General features: G+C 73.4%; 11 protein-coding genes. 9 read left to right on the top strand and 2 right to left on the bottom strand.

Annotation, left to right across the window (positions count from 1 at the left end):
- Nucleotides 1-156 precede the first annotated feature (156 nt).
- Together BMY89_RS15210 and upp are read right to left on the bottom strand one after the other, a co-directional pair.
- Nucleotides 157-831 (bottom strand): GOLPH3/VPS74 family protein, encoded by a 675-nt coding sequence (locus BMY89_RS15210; protein WP_092380622.1) that lies wholly within the window; start codon nt 829-831, stop codon nt 157-159.
- A gap of 61 nt (nt 832-892) precedes the next feature.
- Entirely contained in the window at nt 893-1,525 is a 633-nt protein-coding gene (gene upp / locus BMY89_RS15205; RefSeq protein WP_092380621.1) for a uracil phosphoribosyltransferase, read from the bottom strand.
- 134 nt (nt 1,526-1,659) lie between these two features.
- On the opposite strand from upp, the gene deoC reads away from it, so the two are divergent.
- The 9 genes from deoC (at nt 1,660) to cydC (ending at nt 12,149) form a co-directional block, all read left to right on the top strand.
- Entirely contained in the window at nt 1,660-2,619 is a 960-nt protein-coding gene (gene deoC, locus BMY89_RS15200; RefSeq protein WP_092380620.1) for a deoxyribose-phosphate aldolase, read from the top strand.
- A 5-nt stretch (nt 2,620-2,624) separates the two neighbouring features.
- On the top strand, nt 2,625-4,055 hold the full coding sequence (locus BMY89_RS15195) for an aldehyde dehydrogenase family protein (RefSeq protein ID WP_092380619.1): 1,431 nt from the start codon (nt 2,625-2,627) through the stop codon (nt 4,053-4,055).
- Nucleotides 4,048-4,872 (top strand): aldehyde dehydrogenase family protein, encoded by an 825-nt coding sequence (locus BMY89_RS15190; RefSeq protein ID WP_092380618.1) that lies wholly within the window; start codon nt 4,048-4,050, stop codon nt 4,870-4,872. Before BMY89_RS15195 ends, BMY89_RS15190 begins: the two co-directional genes overlap by 8 nt.
- 31 nt (nt 4,873-4,903) lie before the next feature.
- The gene (locus BMY89_RS15185) at nt 4,904-5,350 is read left to right on the top strand and encodes a BlaI/MecI/CopY family transcriptional regulator (protein WP_092380617.1); all 447 of its coding nucleotides are present in this window, start codon (nt 4,904-4,906) and stop codon (nt 5,348-5,350) included.
- A gap of 10 nt (nt 5,351-5,360) precedes the next feature.
- Nucleotides 5,361-6,266, top strand: a complete 906-nt coding sequence (locus BMY89_RS15180) for a M56 family metallopeptidase (protein ID WP_092380616.1) — start codon at nt 5,361-5,363, stop codon at nt 6,264-6,266.
- Nucleotides 6,267-6,388: 122 nt separating this feature from the next.
- Nucleotides 6,389-7,645, top strand: a complete 1,257-nt coding sequence (locus BMY89_RS15175; RefSeq protein WP_092380615.1) for a cytochrome ubiquinol oxidase subunit I — start codon at nt 6,389-6,391, stop codon at nt 7,643-7,645.
- A 9-nt stretch (nt 7,646-7,654) separates the two neighbouring features.
- Nucleotides 7,655-8,662 (top strand): cytochrome d ubiquinol oxidase subunit II, encoded by a 1,008-nt coding sequence (locus BMY89_RS15170; RefSeq protein WP_092380835.1) that lies wholly within the window; start codon nt 7,655-7,657, stop codon nt 8,660-8,662.
- On the top strand, nt 8,659-10,329 hold the full coding sequence (cydD, locus tag BMY89_RS15165; RefSeq protein ID WP_092380614.1) for a thiol reductant ABC exporter subunit CydD: 1,671 nt from the start codon (nt 8,659-8,661) through the stop codon (nt 10,327-10,329). Before BMY89_RS15170 ends, cydD begins: the two co-directional genes overlap by 4 nt.
- Nucleotides 10,326-12,149 (top strand): thiol reductant ABC exporter subunit CydC, encoded by a 1,824-nt coding sequence (cydC, locus tag BMY89_RS15160; protein ID WP_092380613.1) that lies wholly within the window; start codon nt 10,326-10,328, stop codon nt 12,147-12,149. The genes cydD and cydC overlap by 4 nt, the downstream gene beginning before the upstream one ends.
- Nucleotides 12,150-12,152 lie beyond the last annotated feature (3 nt).

Below are 12,152 nucleotides of genomic sequence, written 5' to 3'. Positions count from 1 at the left end.
ATGCGATCGGGCCCACTCACCCGACCACCCGGAGGATGTTCCGTACCGAGGCGTGATCTCACACAGACATAGATATGTCCCTGTGACATCACGCATCGAAAGACGATGGCGCCCCGGGCCGGTCCGCCGAGCGATACGCAAGGGGCAGGCCGGCCGTCAGCGGCGGGGGCCGAGGGCGGCTTCGACGGCGCGGCCGAGGGCGGCCACCACCAGGCCGACCGAAGGGCGGACCACCGAGTCTTCCAGGCTGACCTCGCCGGAGAAGCCGGCCCCGGTGGCGATCGCCGCCAACCGGCGGCGGGCGTCGGCGGCGGCCTCGCCGCTGACGCCCAGCGCGGATTCCATCCGGAGTACGGCGACCAGGGTCGCGAGCGCGGCGGTCCGCTCGTCCGGGGCGGCGCCGGTGAGCGCCTCGGCCAGCCGCTGCCGGGTCTCCGCCTCCACCGACGGGTCCACCACCGGGTAGCGGTGCACGTGGATGAAGCCCAACTCCGTCTCGTCCACGTCCCGGACGACACCCTGGGCGCAGAGGTCGCCGAGGATCCGGTCGCGGAGGCCGTGGCGCAGCCGCTGCACCCAGGAGGCGGGGCTGTGCGGCGTGTCCGCCGCGATCTTGGCCAGCACGGCGTCGGTGACCGGTTCGCCCGTCGGCGTCGGGTCCACGACGGTCAACGACCCGTCGGCGTACGCGAGCCGCCCGGCCAGGGCCAGCTCGATCAGCACGGCGGCGGCCATCCCCAGGTCGAGGCTGATCCGCGGCAGGGTGGCCTTGCCGGTCTCGTCGTCGTACGCGAGGAGGAGCAACTCCTCGGCGAGCGGCACACCAGTCATGGCCCGAGAGGCTAGCCGCTGAACGCCACCACCCGCAGGACAACACCCGCCGCAGGGTGGATCAGAACCGGGGCATGCCACCGAACTGGCGGTCGCCGGCGTCGCCGAGGCCCGGCACGATGAACATGCTGTCGTTGAGGCCGTCGTCGATGGCGGCGGTGACCAGTCGCAGCGGCAGGCCGGACCGCTCCAGCCGGGCGATGCCCGCCGGGGCGGCGAGCACGCAGAGCACGGTGATCTCGGTGCAGCCGCGCTCGGCCAGCAGTCGGCAGCAGTGCTCCAGCGACCCACCGGTGGCGAGCATCGGGTCGAGAACCAGCACCGGCAGGCCGGCGAGGTCCCGGGGCAGGGACTCCATGTAGGCGCGCGGCTCGAACGTCTCCTCGTCGCGGGCCAGGCCGACGAAGCCCATCGAGGACTCGGGCAGCAGTCCGAGCGCGGCGTCGGCCATCCCGAGGCCGGCCCGCAGCACCGGCACCAGCAGCGGCGGGTTGGCCAGCCGGGTGCCCTCGGTGGCGGTCACCGGGGTCTGCACCGGGTACTTCTCCACCGGGAAGGAACGCGCCGCCTCGTACACCAGCATGGTGGTGAGTTCGTGCAGCGCCGCCCGGAACGAGGAGGAATCGGTGCGTTCGTCCCGCAGGGCGGTCAGCCGCGACTGGGCGAGCGGGTGGTCAATGACGAGTACGTCCACGATCGCTCAACCTACCCGGCTCGGCTGCCGGCGCGCGGACCCCGGCCCGGACCAGCGACATCGCTCACCCGCGAGCGCTCCGACCGCGCCAGTGACCAAGATCACTCGCCGTTCGTCTGCGTAGACTTCGGGTCATGACGGCGACAACGACGTCGGCCCGGTCGGACCTCTCCGAGCTGGGACGATCCGAGACCGCTCTGCGGACCTTCCTGCACGGCCTACCGGGCGTGGACCAGGTCGGCGCGGAGCAGCGGGCGGCCCAACTCGGCACCCGATCCATCAAGACCAGCGCCAAGGCCCAGGCGATCGACCTCGCGATCCGGATGGTCGACCTGACGACGCTGGAGGGCGCGGACACCCCCGGCAAGGTGCGGGCGCTCGCCGCCAAGGCGCTGCGGCCGGATCCGGCCGACCCGTCCTGCCCGCACGTGGGCGCGGTCTGCGTCTACCCCCTGATGGTTCCGCACGTGGCCGAGGTGCTGCGCGGCAGCGGCGTACACCTGGCCAGCGTGGCAACCTCGTTTCCGGCGGGCCAGGCGCCGCTGGAGATCAAGCTCGCCGACGTCCGCGCGGCCGTCGCGGCCGGCGCCGACGAGATCGACATGGTGATCAACCGCGGCGCGTTCCTGGCCGGCCGTTACTCCGAGGTGTACGACGAGATCGTCGCCACCAAGGAAGCCTCCGGTGACGCCCATCTGAAGGTGATCCTGGAGACCGGCGAACTGGCCACCTACGACAACGTGCGCCGCGCCTCCTGGCTGGCGATGCTGGCCGGCGGCGACTTCATCAAGACCTCCACCGGCAAGGTGCCGGTCGCGGCCACCCTGCCGGTGACCCTGGTGATGCTGGAGGCGGTCCGCGACTTCCGGGCCGCCACCGGGCGACAGGTCGGCGTGAAGCCGGCCGGCGGCATCAAGACCACCAAGGACGCGATCAAGTACCTGGTCATGGTCAACGAGACCGTCGGGCCGGACTGGCTGGACCCGGACTGGTTCCGTTTCGGCGCCTCCAGCCTCCTCAACGACCTGCTGATGCAGCGCACCAAGCTGACGACCGGCGTCTACGCCGGCCCCGACTACTTCACCCTGGACTGAACACGATGTTCGAATACGCACCCGCACCCGAGTCACGCTCGGTGGTGGACCTCAAGCCCTCGTACGGGCTGTTCATCGACGGAAGGTTCGTCGACCCCACCGACGGCGGCAGCTTCAAGTCGATCAACCCGGCCTCCGAGGAGGTACTGGCCGAGATCGCCGAGGGCGGCCCGCAGGACGTCGACCGTGCCGTCCGGGCCGCGCGTAAGGCGTACGAGAAGGTCTGGGGTCCGATGGCGGGCCGGGACCGGGCGAAGTACCTGTTCCGGATCGCCCGGATCATCCAGGAGCGCTCGCGCGAGTTGGCGGTGCTGGAGTCGCTGGACAACGGCAAGCCGATCCGGGAGTCCCGGGACGTCGACCTGCCACTGGTCGCCGCGCACTTCTTCTACTACGCCGGCTGGGCCGACAAGCTGCCGCACGCCGGCTTCGGGTCCAACCCGCAGCCGCTCGGGGTGGCCGCGCAGGTCATCCCGTGGAACTTCCCGCTGCTGATGCTGGCCTGGAAGATCGCCCCGGCTCTCGCGGCCGGCAACACGGTGGTGCTGAAGCCGGCCGAGACCACCCCGCTGACCGCGTTGCTCTTCGCCGAGATCTGCCAGCAGGCCGACCTGCCGGCCGGTGTGGTCAACATCGTCACCGGGGCCGGCGAGACCGGCCGCGCGCTGGTCGAGCACGAGGGTGTGGACAAGGTCGCCTTCACCGGCTCCACCGACGTCGGCCGGGCCATCGCCCGCGCGGTCGCCGGCAGCCGTAAGAAGCTCACCCTGGAGTTGGGCGGCAAGGCCGCCAACATCGTCTTCGACGACGCCCCGGTCGACCAGGCGGTCGAGGGCATCGTCAACGGCATCTTCTTCAACCAGGGGCACGTCTGCTGCGCCGGCTCCCGGCTGCTGGTCCAGGAATCCGTCGCCGAGCAGGTGCTCGAATCGCTCAAGCGCCGGATGGCCCTGCTGCGGCTCGGCGACCCGCTGGACAAGAACACCGACATCGGGGCCATCAACTCGGCCGAACAGCTCGCCCGGATCCGGGAGCTGACCGAAGCCGGCGCCGCCGAGGGCGCGCAGCAGTGGTCACCGCCGTGCGAACTGCCGGAGCGCGGCTTCTGGTTCGCGCCGACCATCTTCACCGGGGTCACCCAGGCACACCGGATCGCCCGGGACGAGATCTTCGGCCCGGTGCTCTCCGTGCTGACCTTCCGCACCCCGGCCGAGGCCGTGGAAAAGGCGAACAACACTCCGTACGGGCTGTCGGCGGGCATCTGGAGCGACAAGGGTTCCCGGATTCTGTGGATGGCCGACCGGCTGCGTGCCGGGGTGGTCTGGGCCAACACGTTCAACAAGTTCGACCCGACCTCGCCGTTCGGTGGCTACAAGGAGTCGGGTTACGGTCGCGAGGGCGGCCGGCACGGGCTGGAGGCGTACCTCAATGTCTGAGCGGGTCGCGGTACGCAAGACGTACAAGCTCTTCGTCGGCGGGAAGTTCCCGCGCAGCGAGTCGGGACGGTCGTATCTCGTGCAGGACTCCAACGTGTCGCTGGCCTCCCGCAAGGACGCGCGGGACGCCGTGGTGGCCGCCCGCGCGGCCGTCAAGGGATGGGCCGGCGCGACCGCGTACAACCGGGGTCAGATCCTCTACCGGGTCGCCGAGATGCTGGAGGGCCGTCGCGAACAGTTCGTCGCCCTCGGCGTACCCGGCGACGAGGTCGACGCCGCGACCGACCGTTGGGTCTGGTACGCCGGGTGGTCCGACAAGCTGCCGCAGGTGTACGGCGGCGCGAACCCGGTGGCCGGCCCATACTTCAACCTGTCGGCGCCCGAGCCGACCGGCGTGGTGGCCGTGGTGGCCCCCGAGGCGCCGGCGCTGCTCGGCCTGGTCAGCGTGATCGCCCCGGCGATCGTCACCGGCAACACGGTGGTGGTGGCCGCCTCGCCGGCGGCCCCGCTGGCCGCGGTGACCCTGGCCGAGGTGCTGGCCACCTCCGACCTGCCCGGCGGGGTGGTCAACATCCTGACCGGCCGGCTGTCGGAGACCGTGCCGACCCTCGCCGCGCACATGGACGTCAACGCCGTCGATCTGACCGGGGTGACCGATCCGGAGTTGGCGGCCGACCTTGAGGTCAAGGCGGCGGAGAACCTCAAGCGGGTGCTCCGGCCGGTGCCGCCGGATCACGACTGGTCGGCCGACCCCGGTCTGCGCCGGATGACGGCGCTGCTGGAGACGAAGACCGTCTGGCACCCGAAGGGGGTCTGAGTCGGTCTACTACGGGGGGTAGGATTGTGGGGTGACTCGGCTGGGGGATCTTGAGCGTGCGGTGATGGACGTGCTGTGGGACACGGTCCCCGCCACGTCGGACGGTGTCACGGTGCGCGAGGTGGCCGACGCCCTGGCCGGTCGCGAACTGGCGTACACCACGGTGATGACGGTGCTCGATCGGCTCGCCGGCAAGGGCATGGTGCAGCGTGAACGCGAGGGCCGCGCCTGGCGTTACCGGGCGGCGGCCAGCCGGGAGGCACACATCGCCCGGCTGATGCTCGACGCGCTCGATTTGGGCGGCAGCCGGGACGCGGCGCTGGTCCGGTTCGCCCGCTCGGTCACCGGCACCGAGGCCGACGTGCTGCGCGCCGCCCTCGCCGCGGAGGCCGGGATGGCACCGGCCGAGCGCATCGAGACACCCACGGCCGACCGGGCATCGCGCCCGGACCGGGCCGGCGAGGCCGCGGAGCGGTAGGGACGACGCCGTGGCCCACCCGCTGCACTTCGCCGCCTCGATGCTGGCGTGCTGGCTGATCGCGCAGGTGCTGGCCCGCTCCACCTGGACGTGGCGCAGCCCTCGGGTGGCGATCCTCTGCTGGCAGGCGGTCGGGCTGGGCGCCGGTCTCTCCGCGATGGGCCTGCCGATCTCGCTCGGCCTGATCCCCTACCAGCGGGGCACCGGAAGCGCGCTGCTCACGCTCGCGGGCGACCTGCGCGACGGCTCCCTGCCGGCCGGTCTCGGCGCCGTGCACCTGGGGCTGGTCGGCATCGGTCTCGGCATCGGGGCGGTGCTGCTGGCCACGACGGTACGCAGCATCCACGGGGCGGTACGCGCCCAGCGTCGACACCGGGACCTGCTCACGTTGGTGGCTCGGCGGGATCCCACCGTCCCCGGGGCCCTGGTGCTCGACCACCCGGGTGCCGCCGCGTACTGCCTGCCGGGGGTGCGGCCCCGGGTGGTGGTCAGCGCCGGCACGGTCAGCCTGCTCGACCGGGCCGAACTGGAGGCGGTGCTGACCCACGAGCGGGCGCACGCCCAGGAACGGCACGACCTGGTGCTGCTGCCGTTCACCGCGCTCTGCCACGCACTGCCCTGGTTCCGTTGGGTCCGCGAGGCGCACGAGCGAGTCTCCCTGCTGGTCGAGATGCGCGCCGACGACAAGGCCCGCGAGGTGCACGCCGAGGCCCCGCTGGCCGGCGCGCTGCGCCGGTTCGCCGCCGCCGGCAACCGGATCACCCCGGCCGGCACGCTCGGCCTGGGCGACCGGGACCTGGACGTACGGGTGCAGCGGCTGCTGGTCGCCGAGCGTCCGCCCCGGTTGCTCGGTGCCGTCGCGCTCGCGATGACCACCACCGCCGCCGCCCTTCCGGTCTCCCTCTTCCTGAGCTGACCACCCTGACCACCCTGAACTAACCCTGATCTTGCCGGCTCGACCCGCGCGGGACCCGATAAGTAGCTTCGCTACGGGTAGGCTCCCTATCCTCATCGACCCCCGCCTCAGGAGAGCCGGCCATGGACACCCTGCTCCTCGCGCGCCTGCAGTTCGCCGCCACCGCCTCGGTCCACTTCCTCTTCGTGGCCGTCACGCTCGGCCTGGTCACGCTGCTGGTCGGCCTACAGACGGCGTGGGTGGTCACCGGCAACCCGCGATACGAGCGGCTCACCCGGTTCTGGGGCCAGCTCTACGTGATCAACTACGTGCTCGGCATCGCCACCGGCATCGTCATGGAGTTCCAGTTCGGGCTGAACTGGAGCGGGCTGTCGCGCTACGTCGGCAACGTCTTCGGTGCCCCGCTGGCGATCGAGACCCTGGTCGCCTTCTTCCTGGAGTCGACCTTCCTCGGCATGTGGATCTTCGGCTGGCACCGGCTGCGCCGCGGCGTGCACCTCGCGCTGCTGTACGGGGTCATGCTCACCGCGTACGCCTCGGCCTTCTGGATCATGGTGGCCAACTCCTGGCTACAGAACCCGGTCGGCTACGAGGTACGCGACGGCGTCGCCCACCTCACCGACTTCTCCGCGCTGCTGAGCAACCCGGCCCTGTGGATGGCGCTCGGGCACGTGGTGTCGGCGGCGCTGCTCACCGGCGGCCTGCTGATGGCCGCGATCAGCGCCTGGCACCTGAGCCGGCGCACCCCCGACCACGCGCTGTTCCGTACCTCGCTGCGGCTCGGGCTGGTCACCGCCGCGCTGGCGATCAGCCTCGTGCAGGGGTTCGGCTTCGCCCAGTTCGGGCCGGTGGGCGCCCTGCAACCCACCAAGTTCGACGGCAACCCGGAGGCCGACGCGCTGATCGCCGACTGGACCGCCCGATTCGGCGCCGGCGACTACCTGCCGCCGGTGCTGGCCAACGTCGGGCTCGGCTTCATGATCCTCATCGGCTTCGCTCTCGGCCTGCTCTGGCTGCTGGTGCCGCTGCTCTGGCGGGACTGGATCATCCGGCTCCGGTTTCCGCTCTGGCTGATCATGCTCAGTCTGCCGCTGCCGTTCGTGGCCCTGATCCTCGGCTGGATCGCCCGCGAGGTAGGCCGCCAGCCCTGGGTGGCGTACGGGCTGCTGCCGGTGGAGCAGGCCGTCTCACCAATCAGCCCCTGGCTGATGGCCACCTCGCTGATCGGCTTCACCCTGCTGCTCGGCACGCTCGCCGTCACCAACTGGGTGCTGCTGGCCCGACACGCCGCCCGGGGCGCCGCCGACCCCGCCCTCGGCCGCCCGCCGGCCCAACCGCCGGCCGACGACGACACCCGACCCGAGCCCGCCTTCGCCTAGGAGACCGTGATGGAGTTCGCCTGGTACGCCCTGCTCGGCCTCTTCTTCGCCGGCTACCTGGTGCTCGGCGGCTACGACTACGGCGTCGGTCTGCTGCTGGCCCGGGGCACCGACCCGGCCTACCGCCGCGCCGCACTGGCCGCCGTCGGGCCGTTCTTCCTCGGCAACGAGGTGTGGCTGGTAGCCGCCGTCGGCATCCTGTTCGGCGCGTTCCCGATGCTGGAGGGAGAACTGCTCGCCGGCAGCTACCCGGCCGTGGCCACCGCGCTGACCGGGGTGATCCTGGTGACCGCCGGGGTGCAGCTGCGCAGCCGCCCGGACAGCGGACGGGCCCGGGCCCGTTGGGATCGGGTGATCGTGGTGGGCAGCCTGCTCGCCGCGCTCGGCTGGGGCGTGGTGCTCGCCGGGCTGCTGCAGGGCGTACCGCTGGGCCCCGACGGGCACGTGGCCGGCGTGACGCACCTGTTCACCCCGTTCGCCGCCGCCACCGGGCTGGCCCTGGTCACGCTGGTCGCGGCGCACGGTGCGACCTTCCTCACGCTCCGGATGCCGGCCGCCGAGGGCGACCGGCTACGCCCACTGGCCCGCCGGCTGATCGCCTCCGCGATCGTGGCGGTCACCGCGGCCACCGTCGTCGGCCTGCTCTCCGACCGGGTACGCGCCGCCGCACAGCGCCCCCTGGTCGGCGTACTGCTGACGGTGTTGCTGATCGGTGCCCTGCTGGCGGCGCGGGCGGCGCTCGGGCGACGACGGCCCGGCGTGGCCTTCACCGCCACCGCCGTCGCGCTCGCACTGCCGGTGCTGCTGGTCGGGGCGACCCTCTGGCCCTACGTGCTGGTGTCGACCATCGAGCCGGCGGCGTCACTGACGGTAACCGATGCGGCGGCCAGCGCAGCGACCCTGCGGCTGCTGGGCTGGCTGGCGGTGCCGCTCCTGCCGGCCCTACTAGGCTTCCAGGCGATGTGCTGGTGGATTTTCCGCGGACGGACTGACGGCAGGGCCCTGGTGTACTGGTGAACCGCCGCCCATTCGACCCACGGCTGCTGCGCCGGGTCCCTGCGGCCCGACGCGACCTCGCCCTGCTCGCGCTGCTCGGCGTGCTCGCCGCCGGACTGGTCGTGGCACAGGCCACGGCGCTGGCCGTGCTGTTGGCCACGGCGTTCACCGGGCAACTGGACCGGGTCGCGCTGGCCGGTTTCGTGGCCGCCGTCGCGGCCCGCGCGCTGGTGGTGTGGGCGCAGGGCGTCGCGGCGGCCCGGGTGGCCGCCACGGTCAAGGCGGCGCTGCGGGCCGACCTGCTCGGTGCGGTGGCCCGGCACGGACCGGGCTGGGTCGCCGGGCAGCGGGCCGGGCAACTGGCCACCCTCGCCGGTCGCGGGCTGGACGCGCTGGACGCCTACTTCACCGGATACCTGCCGCAGCTGGTGCTGAGCGTCACCGTGCCGGTCGCGGTGCTGGGTCGGGTCTTCCTCGCCGACTGGAGTTCGGCGGTGATCATCGCGCTGACCCTGCCGCTCATCCCGATCTTCGGTGCGCTGCTCGGCTGGCAGGCCCAGGCCGCCACCGAGCGCCAGTGGCGGCGGCTGTCCCTGCTCGGCGGACACTTCCTCGACATGGTGGCCGGGCTGCCCACGCTTCGCGCGTTCGGCCGGGCCCGGGCACAGACCGACGCGGTGCGGCGGATGGCCGACGGTCACCGGTTGGCCACCATGAAGACGCTGCGCATCGCCTTCCTCTCCGCGCTGGTGCTGGAGCTGGTCGCCACCCTGTCGGTGGCGCTGGTCGCGGTCCCGGTCGGCATCCGGCTGCTCGACGGCGGTCTGGCCCTGCAGACCGCGCTGCTGGTGCTGCTACTCACCCCGGAGGCCTACCTGCCGCTGCGGACGGCCGGCAGCCGGTTCCACGCCAGCATGGAGGGGCTCACCGCGCTGGACGAGGCGCTCACCCTCTCCGGCTCCGCGCCGGACCCGACGACCCGGGTGGGGGCCCTGCCGGACGGTCGCGGCGAGATCCGGTTCGAGTCCGTGACCGTCGCGTACGAGCGCACCACCGCGCTGCGGGACGTCACCCTGACCATCCGGCCCGGCGAACGGATAGCGGTCATCGGCCCGAGTGGCGCCGGCAAGAGCACCCTGCTCGGCCTGCTGCTCGGCTTCGTGACGCCCACCGCCGGACGGGTCACCGTCGGCGGGATCGACCTCGCCGACGCCGACCTCGACGGCTGGCGCCGGCAGGTGGCCTGGGTACCGCAGCGGGCCCATCTGTTCGCCGCGTCGCTGGCCGACAACATCCGGCTCGGTACCCCCGACGCGCCACCCGCCGAGGTCGCCACCGCCGTCCACGCCGCCGCCCTCGACGACGTGGTCGCCGCGCTGCCCGATGGACTCGACACGCTGCTCGGCGAGCGCGGACACGGCCTGTCCAGCGGGCAGCGGCAGCGGGTGGCGCTGGCCCGCGCGTTTCTGCGGGACGCCCCGGTGGTCCTGCTCGACGAGCCGACCGCGCGTCTCGACGCCGCCGCCGAGACGGCGGTGCTGTCGGCCACCCGAAGACTGGTCGCCGGGCGCACGGCGCTGCTGGTCGCCCACCGACCCGCGCTGTTGCGCGACGCCGACCGCATCCTGCGGATCTCCGACGGCCGGGTCACCGAGCTGACGCCGGTGCGGGCCGGGGAGGCCCGATGAACGCCGGCGCCGCCCGTTCCCCCGAGCTGACCGTGCTGCGCCTCGCCCGGCCGTACCTGAAGCGGCTGGTCGGCGCCGGGCTGCTCGCCGCGGCGACCGAACTCGCCGGGCTGGCCCTGATGGCCACCGCGACCTGGCTGCTGATGACCGCCGCCGGCCAGCCGCCGCTGGATCGGCTCACCGTGGCGATCGTCGCGGTACGGGCCCTCGCGGTCAGCCGGGGCGTGCTGCGCTATACCGAGCGGCTCGCCGGTCACGACGCGGTGCTGCGCCTCATCACCGACGTCCGGGCGCGGGTCTTCGGCGCCCTGGCCGTCCGGCGCGGCGCCCCGCCGCGCAGCGGAGACGCGCTGAGCCGGCTGGTCTCCGACGTGGAGGCGGTGCAGGACCTGCTGCTTCGGGTGGTCGTACCGGCCGCCGCCGCCGGGCTGGTGAGCGTGCTGGCCGTCGGCCTGACCGTGCTCATCTCGCCGCCGGCGGCGCTCGCGCTCGCCGCCGGTCTGCTGGTGGCCGGCGTGGCCCTGCCGGCGCTGGCCACCGCCCTGACCCGGCGGGCCGCTGCCGAGGTGGCACCGCTACGGGGCGCGCTCGCCGTCGACGCGGTCGATCTCACCCACGGCGCCGCCGACCTGGCTGCCTTCGGGGCCACCGCGAGCGCGCTGGCCACCGCCCGGCAGCGGGCCCAGCGGCTGGCCCGGCTGGAACGGCGACTCGCCGCGCTCGGCTTCGCCATCGACGCCGCCGGGGTGCTGGTCGCCGGGGCCACCGCCGGTGCGGTGGTGTTCGTGGCGTTGGGCGCGGGCGTGCACGGCGTGCTGGTCGGCGTCCTGGCGGTCGGCGCGCTGGCTGCGGTGGAGATCGCCCTCGCACTGGTCGGCGCCGCCCGGCAGTGGACCGGGCTACGTTCCGGTCTGACCCGGGTCGCCCAGCTCCTGGAAGCCGTCCCGGACACCGACCCCGGCACCGAGCCCGCCGCACCGGCCGGCCGGGAAGCCGACACCGGGCCCGCCGGGGGCGTGGTTCCGGCGGAGACCCGCGACGCCCGCGAGGCCGTTGCCGCATGCGCCGTCCGGTTCGACGGGGTGACCGTCCGCTACCGGCCCGGCGCGCCCGCCGCTCTCGACGAGTTCGATCTCGACGTGCCGGCCGGCCGTCGGGTCGCGGTGGTCGGCCCGAGCGGCGCGGGCAAGAGCACACTGGCCGCCGTCCTGACCGGCGCGGTGCCTCCCGACGCCGGGCGGGTCATCCTGGACGGGCGGGACGTGTCGGGGTACCCGCCGGACGAGCTGCCCCGGTTGGTCGGCGGGCTGCTCGCCGAGGCGTACGTCTTCCACGCCACCGTCCGCGACAACGTGCTGCTCGGCCGCCCAGGGGCCGACGAGGACGCGCTGGCCGCTGCCGTCACCGCGGCCGGCCTGGCCGACTGGATCGCTGCCCAGCCGGACGGCTGGAACACGGTGGTCGGCGAGGAGGGCGGGCAGCTCTCCGGCGGTCAACGACAGCGGCTGGCACTGGCCCGCGCCCTGCTCGCCGCGCCCGGCGTGCTGGTGCTGGACGAACCGACCGAGGGCCTGGACCCGAGCGCCGCCGACGAGGTGCTCGCCTCGACGCTGGCCGCGACCCCCGCCACGCACTCGGTGCTGCTGATCACACACCGGCTCAACGGCCTCGCCGAGTTCGACGAGGTCGTGGTGGTGGACGCCGGCCGGGTCGTCCAGCGCGGCCGGCACGCGGAGCTGATCGCGGCGCCCGGCTGGTACCGCGACCAGTGGGTGTTGCAGGAGGCGGCCGAGCACGGCTACCTCGCCCTGTCGGGCTGACCC

This window comes from Micromonospora phaseoli, assembly GCF_900109115.1.
Taxonomy (GTDB): Bacteria; Actinomycetota; Actinomycetes; order Mycobacteriales; family Micromonosporaceae; genus Micromonospora; species Micromonospora phaseoli.
Note: the sequence above shows the minus strand (reverse complement) of the source record. Positions and strands in the feature narration are given on the sequence as shown.

Excerpts from the sequence above, each read along its gene's own strand:
- BMY89_RS15170 (WP_092380835.1), top strand. The coding sequence starts at position 7,655 with ATGGAGTTCGCCTGGTACGCCCTGCTCGGCCTCTTCTTCGCCGGCTAC.
- BMY89_RS15175 (WP_092380615.1), top strand. The coding sequence starts at position 6,389 with ATGGACACCCTGCTCCTCGCGCGCCTGCAGTTCGCCGCCACCGCCTCG.
- BMY89_RS15190 (WP_092380618.1), top strand. The coding sequence starts at position 4,048 with ATGTCTGAGCGGGTCGCGGTACGCAAGACGTACAAGCTCTTCGTCGGC.
- cydC (WP_092380613.1), top strand. The coding sequence starts at position 10,326 with ATGAACGCCGGCGCCGCCCGTTCCCCCGAGCTGACCGTGCTGCGCCTC.
- deoC (WP_092380620.1), top strand. The coding sequence starts at position 1,660 with ATGACGGCGACAACGACGTCGGCCCGGTCGGACCTCTCCGAGCTGGGA.
- BMY89_RS15195 (WP_092380619.1), top strand. The coding sequence starts at position 2,625 with ATGTTCGAATACGCACCCGCACCCGAGTCACGCTCGGTGGTGGACCTC.
- BMY89_RS15210 (WP_092380622.1), bottom strand. The coding sequence starts at position 831 with ATGACTGGTGTGCCGCTCGCCGAGGAGTTGCTCCTCCTCGCGTACGAC.